At 68.7% G+C, this 23,009-nt stretch carries 12 protein-coding genes, 4 pseudogenes and 2 CRISPR repeat arrays; of the genes and pseudogenes, 14 read left to right on the forward strand and 2 right to left on the reverse strand.

Going from position 1 to position 23,009, the window contains the following annotated elements:
* Window positions 1-26 precede the first annotated feature (26 nt).
* The 14 genes and pseudogenes from ACIG5F_RS45810 to cas2e all read left to right on the forward strand — a co-directional run bounded on the left by ACIG5F_RS45810 (window position 27) and on the right by cas2e (window position 18,819).
* Window positions 27-6,500, forward strand: coding sequence for a LamG-like jellyroll fold domain-containing protein (locus tag ACIG5F_RS45810; protein ID WP_396526556.1), 6,474 nt, complete (start codon window positions 27-29; stop codon window positions 6,498-6,500).
* A gap of 315 nt (window positions 6,501-6,815) precedes the next feature.
* Window positions 6,816-6,989, forward strand: a pseudogene (locus ACIG5F_RS45815) (hypothetical protein); the annotation flags it as partial.
* A 148-nt stretch (window positions 6,990-7,137) separates the two neighbouring features.
* A pseudogene (locus ACIG5F_RS45820) lies at window positions 7,138-7,284 on the forward strand (hypothetical protein); the annotation flags it as partial.
* Window positions 7,266-7,343: pseudogene (locus ACIG5F_RS45825) on the forward strand (hypothetical protein); the annotation flags it as partial. The pseudogenes ACIG5F_RS45820 and ACIG5F_RS45825, both read left to right, overlap by 19 nt.
* A 277-nt stretch (window positions 7,344-7,620) precedes the next feature.
* A pseudogene (locus ACIG5F_RS45830) lies at window positions 7,621-7,722 on the forward strand (RHS repeat domain-containing protein); the annotation flags it as partial.
* Between the two features lie 483 nt (window positions 7,723-8,205).
* A CRISPR array of direct repeats spans window positions 8,206-9,086; the repeat unit is 28 nt; unit sequence GTCGTCCCCGCGCAGGCGGGGCTGTTCC.
* Window positions 9,087-9,557: 471 nt separating this feature from the next.
* Window positions 9,558-9,734 carry a hypothetical protein gene (locus ACIG5F_RS45835; protein ID WP_396526557.1) on the forward strand — a complete coding sequence of 59 codons (177 nt, stop codon included), beginning with the start codon at window positions 9,558-9,560 and terminating at the stop codon, window positions 9,732-9,734.
* A 143-nt stretch (window positions 9,735-9,877) separates the two neighbouring features.
* Window positions 9,878-12,688: a CRISPR-associated helicase Cas3' gene (cas3, locus tag ACIG5F_RS45840; protein ID WP_396526558.1), complete on the forward strand. Its 2,811-nt coding sequence runs from the start codon at window positions 9,878-9,880 to the stop codon at window positions 12,686-12,688.
* 2 nt (window positions 12,689-12,690) lie between these two features.
* Window positions 12,691-14,286 carry a type I-E CRISPR-associated protein Cse1/CasA gene (gene casA / locus ACIG5F_RS45845; RefSeq protein ID WP_396526559.1) on the forward strand — a complete coding sequence of 532 codons (1,596 nt, stop codon included), beginning with the start codon at window positions 12,691-12,693 and terminating at the stop codon, window positions 14,284-14,286.
* A gap of 11 nt (window positions 14,287-14,297) precedes the next feature.
* Window positions 14,298-14,954 carry a type I-E CRISPR-associated protein Cse2/CasB gene (gene casB / locus ACIG5F_RS45850; protein WP_396526560.1) on the forward strand — a complete coding sequence of 219 codons (657 nt, stop codon included), beginning with the start codon at window positions 14,298-14,300 and terminating at the stop codon, window positions 14,952-14,954.
* Window positions 14,955-14,974: 20 nt separating this feature from the next.
* Window positions 14,975-16,111, forward strand: a complete 1,137-nt coding sequence (cas7e, locus tag ACIG5F_RS45855) for a type I-E CRISPR-associated protein Cas7/Cse4/CasC (RefSeq protein WP_396526561.1) — start codon at window positions 14,975-14,977, stop codon at window positions 16,109-16,111.
* Window positions 16,108-16,839, forward strand: coding sequence for a type I-E CRISPR-associated protein Cas5/CasD (gene cas5e, locus ACIG5F_RS45860; protein WP_396526562.1), 732 nt, complete (start codon window positions 16,108-16,110; stop codon window positions 16,837-16,839). The genes cas7e and cas5e overlap by 4 nt, the downstream gene beginning before the upstream one ends.
* Window positions 16,839-17,501 (forward strand): type I-E CRISPR-associated protein Cas6/Cse3/CasE, encoded by a 663-nt coding sequence (cas6e, locus tag ACIG5F_RS45865; protein WP_396526563.1) that lies wholly within the window; start codon window positions 16,839-16,841, stop codon window positions 17,499-17,501. The genes cas5e and cas6e overlap by 1 nt, the downstream gene beginning before the upstream one ends.
* On the forward strand, window positions 17,498-18,457 hold the full coding sequence (cas1e, locus tag ACIG5F_RS45870) for a type I-E CRISPR-associated endonuclease Cas1e (RefSeq protein WP_396526564.1): 960 nt from the start codon (window positions 17,498-17,500) through the stop codon (window positions 18,455-18,457). Before cas6e ends, cas1e begins: the two co-directional genes overlap by 4 nt.
* Window positions 18,454-18,819, forward strand: a complete 366-nt coding sequence (gene cas2e, locus ACIG5F_RS45875) for a type I-E CRISPR-associated endoribonuclease Cas2e (protein WP_396526565.1) — start codon at window positions 18,454-18,456, stop codon at window positions 18,817-18,819. The genes cas1e and cas2e overlap by 4 nt, the downstream gene beginning before the upstream one ends.
* Window positions 18,820-18,885: 66 nt before the next feature.
* Window positions 18,886-20,524: direct repeats of the CRISPR family, unit length 28 nt; unit sequence GTCGTCCCCGCGGACGCGGGGCTGTTCC.
* Window positions 20,525-21,117: 593 nt separating this feature from the next.
* Here the strand turns inward: cas2e and ACIG5F_RS45880 are convergent.
* On the reverse strand, window positions 21,118-22,092 hold the full coding sequence (locus ACIG5F_RS45880; protein ID WP_396526566.1) for a C40 family peptidase: 975 nt from the start codon (window positions 22,090-22,092) through the stop codon (window positions 21,118-21,120).
* Between the two features lie 5 nt (window positions 22,093-22,097).
* Window positions 22,098-23,009 (reverse strand): replication-relaxation family protein (locus tag ACIG5F_RS45885; RefSeq protein ID WP_396526567.1); only part of this gene is annotated, 912 nt, incomplete at its 5' end.

Genomic DNA, 23,009 nt, shown 5'->3' on the forward strand with positions numbered 1-23,009 from the left:
CCCCAGGCCCGCGCCTCGCAGGCGCAGTGAACCAGGTTTGTCCGCCGCCACACACCACGTTAGGCAAAGTCTTATTTGGAAGATTGATCGCTTTTGCCGGCATGAAAACGGCCGATCGACGCAACCGACTGCGCCGCGTGGAGCAATTCGGGGCAGCAGCTAGCGCCCGAACAGTCGCTGCGTGCAACCAGGTGCGGACCTTAGCGTTCGACTGTCGCCTCGGACGAGCCGGGAGCGGCTTCGAACGGCTGACCCGGGGGCCAGCCGCAGGGGGAGGGTACGTCGCCATGTTCGGTGGCAGATCCACGCGCCTAAGCGTCGGCGCCGCACTTGCTACAGCAGGCATTCTGGTCGCAGGCACTGTCAGCCCGCCCAGCGCGGTCTCGGCGCCGCAACCACATTCGTCGTCCCCGGACGTGGTCGGCTCAACCGGGAAGCCGGCGCCGACCCCCTCGCCGGGCAAGCCCGCGTCGCCGAACTCCACGCCCACCACCACATCCTCCCCGGCTAAGAGCGACACACGGTCCGAAGTCAGTCAGGCGCGTTCCAGCCACAAGCCGGTTCCGGTGGACAGTCTGACCACCGAGACCCAACAGGTGACAGCGCAGCCGGACGGCTCCCTCAAGCTGACCGAGACGACCGAGCCCCAGCGGACCCGGCAGCAGGGCAAGTGGGTGCCGATCGACACCACGCTCCACCAGACCGCCCAGGGCGGGTGGGCCCCTGCCGCGACGGCCTACGGCAGCCTGCTCCTGTCAGGCGGTGGCGACAGCCCGCTGGCCACCACGACGTCGGGCTCGACCACCTACACCGTGAAGTGGCCGAGTCCACTGCCCGCGCCAGCCGTCACGGGGCCGACCGCCACCTACGCCGGCGTTTTCCCTGGAGTCGACCTTCAAGTCACAGCTACCACGACCGGCGGCTTCACCGACGTCCTGGTGGTCACCAATTCCGACGCCGCCCGAAATCCCGCTCTTGACCAGCTTCAGCTGCCCACCACCCTGGCCGGCGGACACATCACCACAACGGCGGGCGGGATACAGATAGTCAGCGACGACGGCGCGGCAACGCTGACCGCGTCAGCGCCGCTCATGTGGGACTCGCCGAAACCCACCGCGACGGCAAGCCCCAAGGCGGGCAGCGCGGCCGACTCGGACAAGACCGGCGTCGGCGCGCACGTCAGCGTGGTCAAGGCCACGGCGTCGTCGTCCAGCCTAAAGCTGGAGCCTGACCGCAGATTGCTCAACGCCAAGTCGACGGCGTTCCCGGTCTACATCGACCCCACGTTCAACTGGAGCATCGCCCCCGTCACCGCCCCCGACTTCGAAGAGACCAAGGCCGGCTCCCCCTGCAACGGCGTCCCCCTGTTCGACTCCACAGATCCGGAAGCCGGCGACTCAGGCGCACTGGGCGTCGGCTACAACGGCTGGAAGGGCTGCATCGGCATCGAACGGGCCTACTACCAGTGGCGTCTACCCGATGTCACGTGGGGATCGATCATCAACAAGGCCACGGTCTACGCGAACAAGTACTACTCCGCGGACTGCAACCCTCAGGCCCAGTACACCGTGGACATGCACTGGACCGGCGGCATCAGCTCGCTCACGAGCTGGAACTCCCGTATCCCCGACTACGGTCGCATCTCGTCGGCCACCACAGGCGCCGCCTACAACCCGGACTGCAACCCCAACGGCGCCCGCAGCGTGACGGCCGCGTTTGACGCCACAGGCCGGATTCGGGCGAGCACCGCGGCGCACGACGGTCAACTGACGGTGTCGCTGCAGGAGGACAGCTACGAGCCGGGTCGCAACAAGCTCGGCTTCAGCCGGTTCTACAAGGACGCGGTCCTGGAGATCCAGTACAACAACCCGCCCGACACGCCGAACCCGTCCAGCATGTACCTCGCGGCCGGGTCGACGACGATCCCGTGCGCCACCAGCAGTCCGTATTCCTACCTGGGCCGCTCCCTGCCCCAGAACACGCCCACACTCAACGTGCTGGCATCCGACAGGGATGGGAATCCGCTCCAGGTCTTCTACCAGTACTGGCTGGACGGCGCCACTCCTGGAGATCCCAGCCCTGGTGCCGACGGCGTCGGATCGGGCACCAACGCGCAGTTCTCCCTACCGGGATCGTTCCTGTCCGGACTGTCGAACGGACAGGTCGTCGACTGGCGCGCACAGGTGACCGACGGCGAGGCGACCAGCGGTTGGTCGCCGACCTGCCACTTCATCGCCGAGCCGGTCGCACCAACGGCCCCGACGATTTCCTCCGCTGACGGCAAATTCCTGGTGACACAGGCCGGCGGCGTCGCCGGCGCCGCACCGGTCGATCGGTGGAGTCTCCACGACGGCCATGGCGCGGCGGCCGCGTCGACCGGGCCGCACGGCGCGACATTGAGCGGTGGCGCGACGTGGGCCGCAGACCCCACGCGCGGCACGACGCTGTCGTTGGACAACGTCAGCGGCTACGCGTCGACCAACACTGCGGTGGTGAACACGGCAGGGTCGTATTCGGTGTCGGTGTGGGTCAGGCTGAACAGCACCAACGACTTCTACACGATCGCCAGCCAAGGCGGCACCAACGCCGCCAGCTTCTACCTCCAATACAACAAAAACCTCAACGCATGGGCCTTCATCAGCCCCAACAACGACTCCACCAACCCCACCAGCTTCCCCGCCGCGCAAAGCACCACCCCACCCGCACTCAACACATGGACCAACCTCGTCGGCGTCTTCAACACCGACGACAAGAACTCCATGACCCTGTACGTCAACGGCCAACAAGTCGGCAAGGCCAACAACCCCACACCATGGAACTCCACCGGCCCCTTCGCCTTCGGCGCCGCCAAGACCGCCACCGGCACCAGTAACTACCTCAACGGCTCCATCAGCGACGTCCAGGTGTACAACTACGCGCTCAAGCAGTCCGACGTGACCTCGATCGCCTACATCCAGACGACCTTCGCCGGCGGCGGCAAGGCCAGCGACTCCGGTCAGTTCACCCTGAGCACCCCGAGCTCGACGGCGACCAAGCTGGTGTACTCCCTGGACAAGACCATCGACACCACAGCCCCCCAGTCCGGCAACGTCGTGTCGGCCTTCAGCGGTGGGGCGTCGGCCAGCCCCGCCGATCGCTGGAAATTCACTGAAGGGAACGGCAACGCCGTCGCGGACACGACGGCCGCGCACCCGGTGACGTTGACCGGCGGGACAAGCTGGGGCACCGACCCGGTCCACGGCAAGGTCCTCGGGCTGGATGGATCAACCGGCTACGGCTCGGCCACGGGGCCAGCGCTGAACACCGCTGGGTCGTATTCGGTGTCGGCATGGGTCAAGCTCAACAGCACCTCCAGCTACTACACGATCGCCAGCCAAGGCGGCACCAACGCCGCCAGCTTCTACCTCCAATACAACAAAAACCTCAACGCATGGGCCTTCATCAGCCCCAGCAACGACTCCACCAACCCCACCAGCTTCCCCGCCGCACAAAGCACCACCCCACCCGCACTCAGCACATGGACCAACCTCGTCGGCGTCTTCAACGCCGACGACCACTCGATGACGCTCTACGTTGACGGGCAACAGGTTGGCAGGACCAGCAACTTCACCGCGTGGTCCGGCGCCGGCCCGTTCACCATCGGCGCAGCCAAGACCGCCACCGGCACCAGTGACTACCTCAACGGCTCCGTCAGCGACGTGCAGACCTACGCCAGGGCGCTCGTGCCGTCCGAGGTCGCCTCGATCCACGCGACCGCGAACATCTCGGTCACCCCGATGGCGCCGGGCACGCACTACCTGTACGCGTACGCGGCCGACGCCGCCGGCAACGTCTCCGAGTCGCAGTCGTATGAGTTCCTGGCCGCTGGCAACCCGAACGTGTCGTGCGGCACGTTCGACCAGTGCCTCGCCGCCAATCCGTCGAACAACATCGCGATCAGCTCCAACTCCGCCCCCAACCTGGGTAACGCCGACGGCACCAACAGCATCTCCGCCGAGGACCTCCAGGCCGCCGGCTGGCAACCAGGGGGCAAAGTCACCGTCGACGGCGCCACGTTCACCCTGCCGCAGTTCGGCACAGGCAAACCGGACAACCTGCTCGCCGCCAACCAGACGATCACCTACTCCAGCCCGGTGCCCGCTCACGGCACGACCTCGTTGGTGTTCCTGGCCACCGCGACAAACGCGAAGATGACCGCTGGCGACGTGCAATTCACGCCCAACGGCACACGGTCAGCACCGGCCGTGACATCGGACATGAAGGTTGCCGGCTCCTACTGCTTCACGGGCGTTGACCCGCAAGGCACGTGTCCGGCCAACGGCGTCATCACCACGACGAACGGGTCAAGCTCACGCGACACTGCCTATTCGCTGATAGTGCCGGACTGGATCACCGGCCCCGACACACTTGCCGCGGTCAAGTTGCCACACGAGAACACCCGCTCAGGCCAGAACACCACGAACAGCCCCAAGATCTACGCTTTCGCTGTTGCACTGCCGGCCAGCGAGGCAGGCCGGCAGATCACGAGCGTGACCCTGCCGGACGTCAGCAACCAGGTCTTCGGGCAGGGCCTGCACATCTTCGCGATGGCCACCCGCAACACCACCTCGATCGACACCAACATCTCGTGGACCGGGGCGTGGGCGAGCCCCAACGAGGGCCAGTACACCCAGCAGGGGGCCAACTTCACCAACCAGACGTTCCGCATCGCCCTCAAGCCCTCCCTGGCGGGCAACACCGTGCGGATCAAGCTCGACAACTCCCTGGGCACGAACCCGTTGACCATCACGAACACGACAATCGCCTCGAGCTCGACCGGCAGCACCCGATCCTCCACAACCGCGGCCGACATGAAGCCGTTAACGTTCAACACATCGCGGTCACTCACGATCCCAGCCGGAGGCATGGCCTACAGCGATCCACTCACATTCTCGGTCAGCCCCAACCAGTACGTGCTCGTCTCCTTCAGCCTGTCGGGCTCGGTGCCCTACCTCGTCGAGCACACCTGGTCCAACGACGCCTGGGAGTACACGACACCCCCTGGAACCGTGGACCAATCCGGAACCCCGAGCGGCGCCTTGTTCACCGGACCGAACGGCGCCTTCACCAACCTGCTCACCGGACTGGACGTCACAACCAACCACGTCGGCACCACCGTGGTCCTCGGTGACGGCCTGATCGACGCGCCGAACACCCACCCCTACCTCGAAAGCGACCTCGCGGCCGTCCTGTCCGCCGCCGAACCGACCACGCCCGCGCCCTACGGCACAGTCAGCGCCGGCATCGAGTCCAACGAGGTGACCGCCGACTACGCCCAGCCTTCAGCCGACGGCAGGGTCGGCGGCCCCTCCGCGCTCTCCAGAGTCGACCGAGACCTCCTTGCCCAACCAGGCGTCACCACCGTCGTGCTGTACGAAGGGCTCCAGGACGTCCTCAACGGCAAGACCGCCGATGAGGTCAACAAGGCCCAGGCGCAACTCGTGAGGTATCTCTACGACGCCAACATCACCGTGATCGCCGTCGGGCTCACTCCTTGCACGAACTACGCCGGACGGGGCGGATCGTCCAACGACGCCTGTTCCGATTCCGTGGAGGCGCAGCGCCAAGTGGTGAACCAAGAACTCAGCGGTGGCACCATCCTCGGCCTGACCGCCCCGAGCTACTACTACCTGAACTCCGATCTGGTGGTGGGCAAGGCCGACCCGGCGACCAACCACACAGTGCTGGACCCGAACGCGTCAATGTCCGACCACGTCAACCTGTTCGCCACCGGTTACGCCGCCCTGACCTCGAAATACCTCGGGCCTCACAACACGTGGCTCCTGGATGACGGCACGAGCAGGCCCGAGACCTCCGCAACCAAGGCCGTCGACAGCGCCGACCAGACCCTCACCCCATGGTTCACGCAGGACGGAAACATCGGGCAAGGCGAAGGCACACTGCACGGATCGACCTCATGGGCAAACGATCCGACCCGCGGCAACACACTCCAACTCGACGGCTCCACCGGGTACGTCGCAACCGCCGGGCCTCTGCTGACCACCACCGGCAGCTACAGCGTCTCCGCCTGGGCCAACCTCTCCAGCACCACCAACGACTCCGTCATCGCCAGCCAGGACGGCAGCCAGAACTCCGCGTTCACGCTCAAGTACGACGCCACCACCCAACGGTGGGCCTTCAGCATGGCTGCGGCCGACACAGCCGGCGCGACGCAGATCAAGGCCGTCTCCCAGTTCGCCCCGGCCACCAACACCTGGACTCACCTGGTCGGCACCTACAACGCCACAACCGGAACCCTGACCCTGTTCGTCAACGGCTCTGTCGTAGGCACCGCCCACAACACCACTCCCTTCGCCGCCGGCGGCGCGCTCGCCATCGGCCGAGGACTCGCCAACGCCACCAACACCGGTTTCTTCTCCGGCAAGCTCAGCAACGTCCAGGCGTGGTCGTACGCCCTGGCCCCGGCTCAGGTCCTGGCATTGAACCAGCAGATCAGCTGAACGGGCGTCCGTGGGGGGTTGGGGCGAGTTCCACGTCCCTACCCCCACGGACGTTCTCGACCGGTGTTGCGATCGCAACCCGTTTGTCCCGTGGTCACTCCACCACGGCGAACATGCCGACACGGCGAATGCGATGTGACCTGTGGGAACGACACTTGGCGAACCAATACGACTCCATCCGGCATGACTGCACGCGGACTCTTGACCAGCGGGCCGTCGCTGATCAATCCAGGAGGTCGGGTTGCTGGCCGCTGAGGAGCGAACACGCACGCCCTATCCGACTCGATTTACGGCGCCGCGATCGGCTGCGCGCACATGCCGCGTGAGCACACGGGCCTCTCCGACCCGAAATCCAGATACCTCCGCACTGTCTCCGCAGAGACCGGCCGACCATGGCGAGCCCAATGGCACCCAGCACGGGTGCGACGAGTCCGGGCTGATCGTCGCGGTGACCGCGCGGACAACCTCATCGGCGAGATCGACTACAACGGCAGCGCCCTGCGCTACGAACTCGACGCCGCCGGCCAGGTGCTTGGCCGCACCAACAGCCTCGGGCAGACCATCCGCAGCAGCTACGACCAGTTGGCCGGGTCGTGCACCGCGTCGGTGAGGGCAGACGACGACCTTCGGCTACGACGAGGCCGGCCGCCTGGTCCGCGCCACCAACCCGACACCGACCTCGTGCTCGCCCGCGACGCAGCCGGGCGGGTCGTCGCCGAGACGGTCAACGGCCGCTCCCTGCAATCGAGTTAGGACCCGCTCGGCCGGCGCACCCGGCGCGTGACCCCGAGCGGCGCCGTGTCCAGCTGGGAGTACGACCCGGCCGGCAACCCGATCGTGCTGCACGCCGCCGGTCACACGCTGACCTTCGAGCACGACCTCACCGGCCGGGAGAGCCGCCGCCAGTTCGGGCCGGTCGCGCTGACCCAGACCTGGGACACCAACCGCGCCCGACCCAGGACAGCGGCAGCCGCTGGTGCACCGCCGCACGTACACCTACCGGGCCGACGGCACCGTGACCAACATCGTCGACCAGCTCGCCGGCGTCCACCAGTTCGACCTCGACCCGCACGGCCGGACGACCAGCTGACAGACCCGAACGTTGTCCAGCCGGCACCGGATGTGGCGTTATAGCTGGGACATCGACGACCGGCTCGTCGCCGTCACCAGGCCGGACGGGGTCGTGTGGCGGTATGTGTACGACGCGCTGGGCCGCCGCATGGCCAAGCTACGCCTGGCCGCGGACGATACCGTGGCCGAACGCGTCGACTTCACCTGGGACGGCACGAATCTGCCGAGCAGACCAGCCCGGCAGCCACATCCCGCTGACCCAGGTCGAGCTGGCGTCGCAGGAGTGGATCGACAGCCGCTTCTACGCCATCGTCACCGACGTCGTGGGCACCCCGACCGAGCTGGTCTCCCCCGACGGCGCGCTCGCGTGGCGGCAAGCCACCAGCTTGTGGGGCCTGCCGCTGGCCACCGGCCCGACCACCGCCGACCCGCTTGGGTTCGACGGCGGCCCGAACCCGCACGCCTACCTGCCCAACCCGCTGGTGTGGCTCGACCCGCTCGGACGCGAACGAATGGGTCCGCCGGCTGGGACCGCGCCCACCGCTGCCCCCATAGTCCCCAGCCACCACCGACAGCTTCGACGAAACCGATTGAAAACCCGCCCCGCCACGTGCGAACCTGCAGGCCAGCAAGTGTCGTCCCCGCGCAGGCGGGGCTGTTCCGGGACAGACCCTCACCCCAGCGCAGATAGCCCAGTCGTCCCCGCGCAGGCGGGGCTGTTCCGGACGATTGACGGCCGGTTGCCGTTGGGGGATCGTCGTCCCCGCGCAGGCGGGGCTGTTCCGACGGGGCGCTGGCCACCTCCTTCTCACCGGTGGTCGTCCCCGCGCAGGCGGGGCTGTTCCGGCCATTCGGACCGTGCAGACCTTCGCTGCTGCGTCGTCCCCGCGCAGGCGGGGCTGTTCCGGGTGTTATGGCGCTCACGCTACAGACCGCGAAGTCGTCCCCGCGCAGGCGGGGCTGTTCCTGCCCGACCATCGTCCAGCGTGAAGCCAACTGCGTCGTCCCCGCGCAGGCGGGCTGTTCCGGCGAGGTTTCGACGGCAGCGGCCCACGCTACCGTCGTCCCCGCGCAGGCGGGGCTGTTCCGGCCTTGGTGGCCACGCGGATGGTCATGGTGTTGTCGTCCCCGCGCAGGCGGGGCTGTTCCGATCGCGAGGATCTTCCACCCGTGCGGGAAAACGTCGTCCCCGCGCAGGCGGGGCTGTTCCGCCGCGCATCCAGATGGGCGTCGTGGTCTGCTTGTCGTCCCCGCGCAGGCTGGGCTGTTCCTCCACGGCGTCGACTGCCAATCGCGCCCGAGCCGTCGTCCCCGCGCAGGCTAGGCTGTTCCGCAGCAGCAGGACCACGAGAACGCGGTCAACGCGTTGTCCCCGAGCAGGCGGGGCTGTTCCGGCGAGCACCTATACGATGTGCCCGCCCAAGTTGTCGTCCCCGCGCAGGCAGGGGTGTTCCCTCGTCACAGTGCTCGACCAAGAGGGATCTGTTGTTGTCCCCGCGCACGCGGGGTGCTTCTCCCCACATCGCTCTGTCAGTAGCAGCACGTCGTCGCTGCCCACGGGCGAGGCTCCCGGTGCATGGCCTTTCGCAAACATGGCCACGCACCGGGAAGCCGCAAGCGTCCATGCGCCTGCTGACATACGACGTGGCTACTCGGGCGTAAGTTCGTAGGTTCGTGACGCCCCTCAGCATCACGGGCACAAGCTGCTCCGCCCCAGCGACACTTTCCGCCCTCACACGCCGGCCAAAGTCGTCGCAGTGATCGTCGACCAGCTTGCACAGCACGATAGGACCTGGCAAGATCAACTTCGGACGGCAACGTCGTCGCCAAACAGCGGCGGCCCCCGGCATGCACCGAGGGCCGCCGTCTTCGCTTCCCGGACAGGCAATGAACGAGAAAGCAGGTTGAGTTTAGATGGCCCAACAACGAGCCAGCTCAGCGACCTCACGGCGAAGGTCGCTGGCGCACAGCACGACGATCGGCGTCGTGGCGGGATCGGTGAGCCTGCTCGCTGGCATCAGCACCGGACTGGCGGCATGGGCGACCATCGCTCCGACGCTCGGGCGGCCACTCGGCGTGTTCCACGCCGTGGCGACCAGCGTCGTCACGGTCGGGTTGACCGCGCCGAAAATGGTCGCCACGCTGCGCGCGTTGACCACCTGAGCTAGCGCACTTTGCCACTCGATGGGGTTCGATCAGACGATCGAACCCCATCGAGTGATCTGCTGATCAATCGCTAACGAGCGGGGGCCTCGACGCGCTTACCTCTCCGAGCAGCAGACCCGACTCAACCGATGGAGGCGTGCGTGAGGACCGCGACGACGGCGTGGTTGTCGGCGTGGGCGAAGTCGACCACCGACGACCACGGCGCGGTCACACACTGGTTGCCGCTGCACCAGCACCTCGCTGACGCAGGCGGCGTCGCCGGCCTGTTGGTCGACACCTGGGTGTCCCCGCAGGTGATCCGGCGCCTCGCGCGCGATTTCCCTGGTGGTGAGGAGGACGTGCGGGCTGCGGCGTGCTGGCTGGCAGCCACCCATGACGTTGCCAAAGCGAGTCCCGCGTTCAGCGTGCAGGTGCCGGTGTTGGCGGATTTGATGCGTAGCAACGGTTTGCGGACGTCGCCGTTGTTGCGGCACGACCCGGCTCGACGGTCGGCGCCGCACGCGTTGGTCGGCCACGATGTCGTGGCCACGTGGTTGGTGCGGGAGCTCGGGTTCACGCAGGAACGGGCCCAACAGTGGGCGGTCGTGGTCGGCGGGCATCACGGGGTGCCGCCGGCGCCCATGGATCTGGCGGCCGTGCGAGGCCGGATCGAGCTGATCGGCGCCGGCGAGTGGGACGTCGCACGAGAGATGCTGCTGGGGCAGGCGACGGAGGTGGTGGGCGGGAAAGCGGTGCTGGCGCGGTTCGCCGGGGTTGCGCTGAGCAGGCCGAGCCAGGCCCTGCTGTCGGCGATCGTGATCCTGGCCGACTGGATCGCCTCCAACACCGAGCTGTTCCCGCTGCTGCCGATCTCCACCATCGAGCAGCCTCTGCCCGTGCCGGACGAGAAGGTCACCGCCGCGCGTCTGGCGCGTGCCTGGGCACGGCTGGGCCTGCCGTCCCGTTGGGTGCCCGAGCAGCTCCATGACGACCTCGACCAGGTGTTCCGCGACCGGTTCGACGTCCCGCAGGACGCGAGCGCCCGGCCCGTGCAGGTCGCCGCGGTCGCGGCCGCGCGAGCGCAAGAGGTCGCTGGCCTGGTGGTCGTCGAGGCGCCGATGGGCGCGGGCAAGACCGAGGCGGCGTTGCTGGCCGCCGAGCAACTGGCGGCCGTCTCGGGCGCGGACGGGTGCTTTGTGGCGTTGCCGACGCAGGCGACGACGGACGCGATGTTCGGTCGGATCCTGCCCTGGCTCAAGCGCCTTCCCGGGCTGCCGGCCGGAGCGACCTCGGTGTACTTGGCGCACGGCAAGGCCTCGCTCAACGACGACTTCCAAGGGCTTGTTCGCGCCGGCCGCTCGGTCGGTGTCGACATCGTCGACGGCTGCGACACCAACAGCTTGGTCGCGCACGAGTGGCTGTTCGGGCGGAAGAAGGGCGCACTGGCCTCCTTCGTGGTCGGCACGATCGACCAGGTCTTGTTCGCCGGCTTGAAAAGCCGGCATCTTGCGCTGCGTCATCTCGCGCTCGCGGGCAAGGTCGTGATCATCGACGAGGCTCATGCCTACGACGTGTACATGTCGCAATATCTGGACCGGGTGCTGCACTGGCTGGGCGCCTACGGCGTGCCGGTGGTGCTGCTGTCGGCGACGTTGCCGCCGTCGCGCCGGGCCGCTCTGCTCGACGCCTACGCCAGCGGCGCCGATCAACAGTCCGAGACTCCAGACGTGGTCGGATATCCGGTGGTGTCCGGCACCGGCGGCATCAGGCCGCAGCCGATCGCCACGATCGACGAGCCGACCCCGGTGGCGCTAAAGCGCGTGGACGACGACCTCGACACGCTCGTCACCTGGCTGCGCGCGCGGTTGGCCGGCGGCGGGTGCGCGGTGGTGGTGCGCAACACCGTCGGCCGTGTGCAGGAGGCCGCCGCGCGGTTGGAGGCCGAGTTCGGCGCGGACGCGGTCACGGTGGCGCACGCGCAGTTCCTGGCCTGCGACCGGGCCGCGCGCGATCTGGACCTGCTGCGCTGCTTCGGCCCGCCGGGGCCAGCCCGGGAGCGGCCTCCCTTGCACATCGTGGTGGCCTCGCAGGTGGTCGAGCAGTCCTTGGACGTCGACTTCGACTTGATGGTCACCGACCTCGCGCCCATCGACCTGCTGTTGCAGCGGCTGGGCCGGCTGCACCGCCACGACCGCGAACGCCCTGTCCTCCTGCAGGAGCCGGTTTGCGCGGTGGTCGGCGTGCAGGAGTGGAACGACGCCCCCGTGCGGGCGGTGCCGGGCTCGCGGCGGGTGTACGAGGAGCACCTGCTGCTGCGCACGGCCGCGGTGCTGCCCGCTGACGGCGCCGCGGTCGCGCTGCCCAATGACATTCCCACTCTGGTGAGCCAGGTCTACGGCGACGAGGTCCTCGGCCCGCCGACCTGGCAGGCCGCGATGACACAGGCCCGCGAGGCGGCGGACAACGCGACCCGCGACCGGATCGCGAACGCCCAGAGTTTCCTGCTCGCCAAGGTCGGCAAGGACACCGAGAGCCTGGTCGACTGGCTCCGCGGCGGCATCGGGGACGTCGACGACGACCACAAGGGCATGGCCCGGGTGCGCGACGGCGAGGAGTCGTTGGAGGTGCTGGTCGTCCAGCGCGATGGCACGGACGGCCTGCGGACACCGGACTGGATCCCCGATGGCGGCGTCCCGATTCCGGTCGATCTCGCTATGCCGGCCGAGCAGGCCAGGGTCATCGCGTCCTGCGCGTTGCGGTTGCCGTACGCGCTGTGCCACCGCGCGGTCGTAGCCGACGTCATCAGCGCGTTGGAGGTCAACCAGTTCACCAGTTTCCAGCAGTCCCCGCAGTTGGCCGGGCAGCTGGTCCTGGTCTTCGACGAGGACCGCAGCGCCCTGATCCACCACGGAACAGCCTGCTTCACCCTGACCTATGACCCGCGCCGCGGTCTGCTGCACGAGCGAGGATAGTGTTGTCCTACAACCTGATCGACCAGCCGTGGATCACCGTGCGCCACCACGGCGGCACCCCCGAAGACATGTCCATCATGGACACTTTCCGGCGCGCGCACGAGGTGCAGGGCCTCGGCGGCGAAGTGCCCACACAGTCGTTCGCGATCACTCGTCTGCTGCTGGCGATCGTGCACGGAGCCGTCGAAGGCCCACGAGACCTCGATCAGTGGAAAGACCTGTGGGGCAAAGAAACCTTGCCGGTCAAGGCAATCGAGCGCTACCTCAACAAGCGGCGAACTCGGTTCGACCTGTTCGACCCCGTGACCCCCTTCTTCCAGGTGGCCGATTTGCGGACCGCCAAGGGTGAGGTGTCGGAGCTGAACAAGCTCATCGCCGACGTGCCCAACGGCCACCCGTACTTCACCACCCGCCTGGGGCCAATCGATTCGTTGGACATCCCCGAGGCGGCGCGCTGGCTGGTGCACTGCCAGGCGTTCGACCCGTCGGGTATCAAATCCGGCGCCGTAGGCGACACCCGAGTCAAGGGCGGCAAGGGCTATCCGATCGGCGTCGGCTGGAGCGGCCTGCTCGGCGGCGTCCTCGCAGAGGGCGCGACGTTGCGGGAGACGTTGCTGCTCAACCTGATCGCCTACGACGGCGGCAACCGCTCCCGCTGGGCCGAGGACGGCGCGGCCTGGGAACGCGACCACCTCGGCCCGGGTGAATCTCCGCGCACACCCGCCGGGCCGCGGGACCTCTACACCTGGCAGAGCCGCAGGATCCGGCTGGTCCGCGACGGCGATCACGTCACCGGCGTGTTGATCTGCAACGGGGACAGACTCACCCCACAGAACATGCACGATCTGGAGCCGCACACCGCGTGGCGGCGCAGCAAGCCGCAGGAGAAGAAACTCGGCATGCCGCTGGTGTACATGCCGCGCGGGCATGATCCGGACCGGGCGATCTGGCGCGGCCTGCAGTCGATGCTGCCAGGAGCGGAAAAGCCGCAGGACGGCAACGCCGCAGCCGCGGTCTCGCCGCTGATGCTGGAATGGATCGCGCGCCTCACGCTGACCGCCATCGACCCCGATCATCGGATCCGGCTTCGCACGGTGGGCATGACCTACGGCAGCCAGAGCGCCACCACCGACGACATCATCGACGACGCCCTCGACATCCACACCCTGCTGCTCGGCGCGGACAGCGCCGGCCTGGTCGACGCGGCCGTGCAGTGCGTGCAGGCCGCCGAGCTCGCCGCCCGCGCCGTCGGGAACCTCGCCGGCAACATCGCCACCGCCGCCGGCCGCCGGGAGGTCGACGGGCCGACCAGCCGCGCCACCGAACTCGCCTACGCCCGGTTGGATGACCTGTTCCGCACCTGGATCAGCACGCTCGGCGCGGGCGACGACCCCACCGAGCGCAAGGCCGAGTGGCACCACACCGCCTACAACGCCGTGCGCGAACTCGGCGACCAACTCATCGACCAGGCGTCGCCGACCGCCTGGATCGGCCGCGTCGCCGGCGGCCGCAAGGTCAGCACCTCCCACGCGGACGCCTGGTTCCGCGGCACGCTGCGCCGCTGTCTGCCGCTGGCCTTCCCACCGGCGCCCGAGTAAGGAGCGGCCTCATGACGACGAAAGGACAAGCTGTGCCCGAGGACGCCGCACCTACTACGAAGCCGTCGCTGTCGGCGGCCGCGTTCGTGGTGCACAGCCGAATCCGCGTTCTGCAGGAAGGAGCGCTGGCCAACCGGGGCGCGCAGGTCGCGGGGCTGGCCCGCTTGCGCCGCGCCGCCGGCAAACGCCCGGGCGAGATCACCGACATCTTCGAGCACACCACCGCAGCCGAGTTCACGCCCCGCAGCGAGGACCGGGCATCGGACGAGCCGACGGCGCAGGAGACCGCCGCCCACATCGCGTTGACCCTCTACGCCACCCACCAGCAGTCGCAGTCCGAACGCATGCACCAACTCGGGCCCGGGATGGGCAAGGCGCTACGGCAGCTGCTGCCCGACGGGCTGCCCGAGGAGAAGATCCACCCCGTGCAGCGCCGGTTCCAGGCGCTCGGCGGTGTCGACGACGTCCACGCGCTGGCCGTGCAGTTGCGCGGTCTGGTCCAGCTACTGCGCGCCCAGCACATCTGCTTGGACTACGCGCAGCTGACCGACGAACTCATCCGCTGGCAGAGCGACCCCCTCGGTCCCTCGAAGGTCCGACTGCGCTGGGGACGCGACTTCTACCGCGCCACACCGAAAAAAGCCCCGACCGCATCCGCACAAGCCTGAACCGCCGGAGGAAGCACCCCGTGTCACGCACGTTCGTCGACATCCACGTCATCCAGACCGTCCCGCCGTCCAATTTGAACCGCGACGACACCGGCAGCCCCAAGACCGCCGTCTACGGCGGGCGGACCCGCGCGCGGGTGTCCAGCCAGGCCTGGAAACGCGCCACCCGCCTCGCGTTCGACGAGCTGCTGGACAAGCAGGATCTGGGCGTGCGCACCAAACGCGTGGTCGAGCTGATCGGCGAGGAGATCACCGCCCAGTCCCCCACGCTGGCCGACCGGGCGCTGGAGCTGGCCGCCGAGGTGCTGGCTGCGGCGGGCATCGCCACCAAGCCGGCCCGCAAGCAGGACGCCCCGGCCGAGGCCGGCTACCTGGTGTTCCTCAGCCGCCGTCAGGTCATCGGCCTGGCCGAGCTCGCCGTGCGGGCAGCCGAGAAGGCCGGCGACGGCAAAGTCGCCATCGACAAGAAGGACGCCAAAGCACGCGCCGACCGCGCGCACTCGGTGGACGTGTCGTTGTTCGGGCGCATGGTCGCCGAGGTCACCGATCTCAACGTCGAGGCCGCCGCCCAGGTCGCCCACGCGATCAGCGTGCACGCCGTGGCCAACGAGTCCGACTACTACACCGCGGTCGACGACCACAAGAACGCCGACCCCGCTGAGGACGCCGGGGCCGGCATGATCGGCACCGTCGAGTTCAACTCCTCCACGCTCTACCGCTACGCCACCATCGACGTGAACCAGCTCCAAGGCAACCTCGGCGACGCGATCGCGACCCGCCGCGCGGTCGAGGCCTTTGTCCGCGCGTTTGTGCGCAGCATGCCCACTGGCAAGCAGAACACCTTCGCCAACCGGACTCTGCCCGACGCCGTGCTGATCATGGTCCGCGACTCGCAGCCGATCAACCTCGTCGGCGCGTTCGAGGACGCCGTCGACGACCGCGACACCAGCGGCCGGCTGGCCACCGCGATCCGACGGCTGGCCCAGCACGGGCAGGAACTGCACGCCGCGTTCGACGAGACCCCGGTCGCCGGCTGGGCCGTCGGCGTCGGCGACCGCGCAAAGCCGTTGACCGAACTCGGTCAGCGGGTCAGCTTCGACGCCGGCGTGCAGGCGCTGGGCGAGTTGGTGGCGCAGCGATTGGCCACGCCGGCATGACGGCGTTGTTGCTGCGGCTCGCCGCCCCGCTGCAGTCCTGGGGCACCAGCAGCAGGTTCGTGCGGCGCTCCACCGACCGCACGCCCAGCAAGAGCGGGGTGATCGGGCTGCTCGCCGCGGCGCAGGGCCGCCGCCGCACCGATCCGATCGAGGACCTGGTCGATCTGCGGATCGGTGTGCGCGTCGAGCAGCCGGGCCGAATCGAACGGGATTTCCAGACCGCGCTCAGCCTCGACGGCGGCACCGCGCTGCCGTTGTCCTACCGGATGTACCTGGCCGACGCGGTGTTCCTGGTCGCCGTCGAGGGCGAGCAGTCGGTGCTGGAAGGGCTACGTGATGCCGTGCGCCGCCCGCAGTTCCCGCTGTTCCTTGGCCGCCGGTCCTGCCCGCCCGCAGGCAAGGTCGAACACGGCCTGCGTGACGGCACGATCGAGGAGGTGCTCGGCACCGAGCCCTGGCACGCCTCGCCATGGGTGATGAAGTCCTGCACCACGCCCACCACCCGGCTCGACGCCGTCTTCGACGTCGAGCCGGCCACGACCACCGACGACCTCGTCCGTGACGTGCCGCTCAGCTTCGACCCCCGCCGGCGCGAGCACACCTGGCGATCGGTCCTCCGTGACCGGCTGGACGTCCCCAACCCTGAATACCGCGCCCCCGCGCCGGTTTCCCCTGACCGCGGCAACGGCCTTCACGACCCGTGGGCCGCCTTCGGAGACGACGACTGATGTTCCTGAGCCGTTTCGACGTCAACACCGCCCGCCGCGCCGCCCGCGACCTGCTCGCCTCCCCGCACAAGCTGCACGGCGCCGTCTGCGCAGCCTTCCCACCCGGCCACGCCAAGCCCGGCGAGGACGGACGCGTGCTGTGGCGGCTGGACACCCATCCACACCAGACCACTCTCTATTTGGTCAGTCCCCAACCGCCGGACCTGACCCACCTGGTGGAATCCGTGGGCTGGCCAACCACTCACGGCTGGGACACCCGCGAGTACACACCGCTGCTGGATCGGCTCCGTGTTGGCGACCGTTGGGCGTTCCGCCTGACCGCGAACCCCGTGCGCAGCGCCCGCAAGAACGACACCGCGACCGACACCCAACGCCTGGGTCACACCACCGTCGCCCAGCAGACCAAGTGGCTGCTGGACCGCACCGAACGCAACGGCTTCACCATCACACCCACTACGGGCGGCGAACCCGACGTCGCGATCCGGGGCCGGCGGATCTGGAAATTCCCGCGCCAGAACCAGACCGTCACCATTAGCACCGCCGTTTTCGAAGGACAGCTGCAGATCGCCGACCTCGACGCGCTACGTCGTTCCCTGACCGGCGGTATCGGCCCAGCCAAGGGGTACGGCTGCGGACTGCTCACCCTCGCGCCAGCGCGGTGAACGACATCCCCGGCGCCGCGCCGGTGCCGATCTCACACCTGGTCCGGGCACAGGACCGGATGACCTTCCTGTACCTGGAGCACTGCGTCGTGCTCCGCGACGCCAACGCGATCACCGCTCGCGACGCCCGCGGCACCGTGCACATCCCCGCCGCCACCCTGGGCGCGCTGCTGCTCGGACCCGGCACGACCGTCAGCCAGCAGGCGATGGTGTTGCTCGCCGAGAGCGGCTCCACCGCCGTGTGGGTCGGCGAGCACGGCGTGCGGTACTACGCCCACGGCCGCACCCTGGCGCACTCAGCCCGGCTGCTGATCGCCCAGGCCAAGCTCGTGTCCAACCAGTCGTCACGGCTGAAGGTCGCCCGCGCGATGTACGCGATGCGCTTTCCCGACGAGGACACCACCGCCCTGTCGATGCAACAACTCCGGGGCCGTGAAGGGGCGCGCGTGCGCCGGATCTACCGCCAGCACGCGCAACGCACAGGCGTGGAGTGGACCCGCCGCGAGTACGACCCAATCGACTTCGACAGCAGCGACGCCGTCAACCAGGCGCTCTCCGCCGCGCACACCAGCCTGTACGGCGTGGTGCACGCCGTCGTCGTCGCGCTGGGGTGCTCCCCAGGACCGGGATTCGTCCACACCGGACACGTCCGGTCTTTCGTCTACGACATCGCCGACCTGTACAAGACCCAGATCTCCATCCCAATCGCCTTCGACATCGCCAGCCGAGAGGTGGCCGACATCCCCGGCGAGACCCGCCGCGCGGTGCGTGACGCCATGCGCGACGGCGCCTTCCTGCACACCTGCGTCCAGGACATCAAAACCCTGTTGTCCGACCAGGACGAGGCCACCGAATACGGCCCCGAGGCGTTCGACGAGGCCGGCGTCGTCATGCTCTGGGACGACAACGGCCGCGCCGTCACCGGCGGCACCGCCTACGGAGACGACGCGCAATGACCGTCATCGTCGTGGCCGCCTGCCCGACCGGACTGCGCGGGCATCTGACCCGCTGGCTGCTGGAGATCTCCCCGGGAGTATTCGTCGGCAAAATCCCGGCAAGGGTCCGCGACCTCATGTGGGAGCGCGTCGTCGATATGGCCCGCTCCGGCCGGGCCATCATGGTCTACGCGGCCAGCAACGAACAGGGACTGGCCTTCGCCGTCCACGAGCACGACTGGATCCCGACAGACGTGGACGGGATCACGCTCATGCTCCGGCCCGATCGCTCAGCACCCGACACCGACACCGACGACGACGTGCGCCCCCGCAAGACCGGCTGGAGCAACGCCTCGAAGCGTCGTCGGTTCGGCCGACGATAAGGCCTACCGCACAGAAAAGTGAATGAAAATCCCAACCTTCAACAGCAAAGCCGCAGGTCAACAAGTGTCGTCCCCGCGGACGCGGGGCTGTTCCGGGGCAGGCGTACTTCAACGCATTGCACCACTTGTCGTCCCCGCGGACGCGGGGCTGTTCCGATGGGTCCCCGGTCGCGGTAGACCTGGTCGTCGTCGTCCCCGCGGACGCGGGGCTGTTCCTCCATCGCCGAGCTGTGTTTCGAGCTGCACATCGTCGTCCCCGCGGACGCGGGGCTGTTCCGGGAGAGCACGCACGCAGGGATGACCACCGGGCGTCGTCCCCGCGGACGCGGGGCTGTTCCCACCTCGTGTTCGTGCCGGTCGAGGTTCTCGGCCGTCGTCCCCGCGGACGCGGGGCTGTTCCGCTGTGGAGCGCGGTCGCGTCAAGGTTTTGGGCAGTCGTCCCCGCGGACGCGGGGCTGTTCCGGTGTGGGCGGTCTTGCCGAAGGTGGTGGTGTGTCGTCCCCGCGGACGCGGGGCTGTTCCTTCGTTTCGCTCGTTTCTACGCAGACAGAGGATGTCGTCCCCGCGGACGCGGGGCTGTTCCTACGCGCGAACGCGCCCGGGGACGGCGGAGTGGGTCGTCCCCGCGGACGCGGGGCTGTTCCGCTCGACCAGCCAGGACCCAACGGCGGTCGGCAAGTCGTCCCCGCGGACGCGGGGCTGTTCCGTCATGGTCGGTTCCCGCCGGAGTAAAGTCGGTGTCGTCCCCGCGGACGCGGGGCTGTTCCGCACCCGTCGGTGGTCTGGACGCTGAGCACACCGTCGTCCCCGCGGACGCGGGGCTGTTCCGGCCCGTGCTGAGGCCCGTTGCGCCACGCACGCGTCGTCCCCGCGGACGCGGGGCTGTTCCGGCCCGTGCTGAGGCCCGTTGCGCCACGCACGCGTCGTCCCCGCGGACGCGGGGCTGTTCCGGACCTTGGTCGGCATCCGCGTGACGGCGTGGGCGTCGGTGCGGCGACAAGTCGTCCCCGCGGACGCGGGGCTGTTCCGCCGCAGCCGCAGGCCGTGCAGTCCCGGGACCTGTCGTCCCCGCGGGCGCGGGGCTGTTCCTCCCATCGCCGGCGGTGGCGGTGCGCTGATTCGGCCGAGCCGTCGTCCCCGCGGACGCGGGGCTGTTCCGATCCGGCCGATGTGCTCGCCGGCGGTGTCGTAGTCGTCCCCGCGGACGCGGGGCTGTTCCGCCCAAGGCCGTATAGGGCACCGACCCTGCCGGGTCGTCCCCGCGGACGCGGGGCTGTTCCGTACCGGGACCTGGCGGCACGGATGCAACACCAGTCGTCCCCGCGGACGCGGGGCTGTTCCGCGGCGGTACAGCAGGGCCAGCCTGGCGTCCGGGTCGTCCCCGCGGACGCGGGGCTGTTCCTGGCGCCCAACGACCTGGGGTGCATCGGTTGCGTCGTCCCCGCGGACGCGGGGCCGTTCCGGCCCCCGGCGTTCTTCCGGGGGGCCTTCGCCGTCGTCCCTGCGGACGAGGGGCTGTTCCCTACGTCGGCCCGGTCGCGAAGTCCTTCGGCATGTCGTCCCCGCGGACGCGGGGCTGTTCCGGCGACGTTGTGGCCGAGGCCAGAGGTGTTGAGGTCGTCCCCGCGGACGCGGGGCTGTTCCGATGACGCGCGCCCAGTTGGCGGACCTTACGCAGTCGTCCCCGCGGACGCGGGCTGTTCCGGTGATGGACACGCCCGCCTCCGTTCTTGCAGTGAACCTTTTTCATCCTGGTCTGGATGTCTTGGGAGGCAAGGGATGCAGATCAGGAACTGAGGGGCATCGGCGTGTCGGCGCGACAACGGATGAAACCTCCAGTAGGAGGGCTGTCGACCAAGAGCAGACCCTGCCACCGAAGGCTTCGCATGCTGTTCTACCGTGCCGCGCTGCCGTTGTCACATCAGACCCTGACCTTCGTGCCCGAGCTGTTGGCCCAGTCTTCTTCATCCGCACCCTCGAAGCACCGAGCTCGGCACCGAACGGATCCAGCGCACCTACGAGTTCTTGCATGCGACGGTCGATGGGTATCTGGTCGCGAGGGCGGTGGCTAGAGGCGCTTCTTGAAACCAGCGCGGGGCTAGACTCCCGACTTCGCATGAGAAATCCCGACGACAGCCTACTAGTCACGCCGCTCTCCCATCACTGATGGCGCTGTTCATGGTGGTCCTGCCAACCTTCACCTCCTTTCACAGATTGTCCTTGATTAACCGGCCGTCGGCGCGCTCGGGCGCAGCGTCGCGGCAACGTTTCCCGCGACGACCAAGCCGCTCGGCCGATCTAGCGATCGTGACGCGATCCATCCCGAGCAGGCCGGGTTGCTCCCAGGTAATCCGACTCCCGGTACGGTTCAGATTTCACACGTTGACCGAAGTCGGGTGCGTCGATCATGAGGTCGCCGCCGATGTAGAGCCCGACGTGGTGGACGTCGGGCGGAGTGCCGAAGAAGACCAGATCGCCCGGGAGCAGAGGTTGTCCCGCTGGGACGTGGGGACCGGCGTCGTATTGCGTTTGAGCCGTGCGGGGCAGCGCAATGCCGGCGGCGGCGTAGGCGGCTTTGGTGAGACCGGAACAGTCGAATCCCCCGTCCCGCAATCCGTTGCCGCCCCAGACGTAGGGCAGTCCCCGCTGCCGACAGGCGTAGTTGATCGCAGCCAGAGCTGTGGAATTGGGTGCCTGGACATGGTCACAATCCCCGGTGCCGACGGTGATGCCGGTGCAGACGGCCCCCGCGACGGCGGCGACGATCTCCCGCGCGGCCTGCTCGTGTTGGGCGTAAGCACCAGGAAATCCTGATTGCTCAACGGCTTGTGCCGCGTCGTTGACGCTCATCTGCTGCCAGCGTGGTACGGCGAGCAGATGTCGGTAGAACTGGGTGGCGGCGTAGGTGGGGATCATGATCTGCGCAGGGGTTCCCCAGCCCTGGGACGGGCGTTGCTGGAACAGGCCGAGGCTGTCCCGGTCGCCATGGTCGAGGTTCATCAAACCGGATTCCTGTAGGGCCGCGGCGATGGCCACCACCCAGCCCTGCGGCGGGACCGCGAACTGCTTGCCGACCGCGACGATGGTCGCCGCGTTGGCCATCTGGTCCGGTCGGTAGCCGGAAAGCCCGCCGGCCGTCCCCACGATCGAGGCGCAGCCGGTACTGCCGGAGCCGACGGTCATGGCGGTGATACCGCCCGCGGCGGTGATAAGCACGGCGGGCAGCCCTAGCGAGACCGCCACGACAAGGGCGATCCTGGCGTTGCCGGACATGCGGATCACCCTCTCGGCGCCGGAGAAGATGCGGGCGGCATCGGGCTCGGCGGAGCGAGTTGTGCACTTGTAGTCGGGGCATCGGCAGGAGCGAGCGCCGGCCAGTTCCGTGCGAGGTCGATCAGCTGCAGGCGTGTGGTGTCGGTGCCGTTGATTGGCAGCCAGGCCGGGACGACTGGCGAGGCAGTGGTGCCGGTGGCAATGGGCACGAGGTCGGGATGGTCGAGTTGGTCGAGGGCGTCGGTCAGGGCGCGGCGGGCGGTGGCTTCCCTTGCGGGGCTGGTGAAGCGGATCAGCAGCGGGGTGGTGATCGCGGTGGAGAGGGCGAGTTTCTCGTAGTCGGCGAGTTTGCTGGTCAGGATGCGGAGGTTTTCGGTGCCGAAGTCGAACTCGAGGAAGAACTCGAGCTCGGTGTCGCGGACGCGCCAGCGGGCGTAGGCGTCGGGGCGGGCGAGGTCGCCGACGTGCTTGCGGCAGCGGGTTTCCGACCACCAGGCGGTCAGGCGGGTGTGGTCGGTGGTGCGGGCGTGGGCGATCAGGGTGGCGAGGTGGCCGTTGACGGCGACGGTGTGGGCCAGCCGCAGCGAGTGGGCGATGCCGATCGAGACCTCGTGCCGGTAGGCGCGTTCTTGGGGGTCGAGGCCGTCTTCGTGCGCGAGGAGATGAGCGCCGGCGATGTCCAGGACGTAGTGCATCGGGGCGGAGCCGACGGTCACGAACGGCTGGAACCGGTCGATCACCCGCCACGCGAACAGCTCGCGCAGCCGGCGGTTGGCCGCCCGCACTCCCGTGAAGGCCATCTGCACGATCTGGCGGCTGGTGAGCACGCGGTGCTCGCGCAGCATCCTGGCCAGCCACCGGTCTCGGGCGGTGAGGCGTCGGGCGAGCCAGGCCAGGTGCTCGGGCGTGACAACGGA

It is taken from the genome of Kutzneria sp. NPDC052558 (assembly GCF_044547355.1).
Lineage (GTDB): Bacteria > Actinomycetota > Actinomycetes > Mycobacteriales > Pseudonocardiaceae > Kutzneria.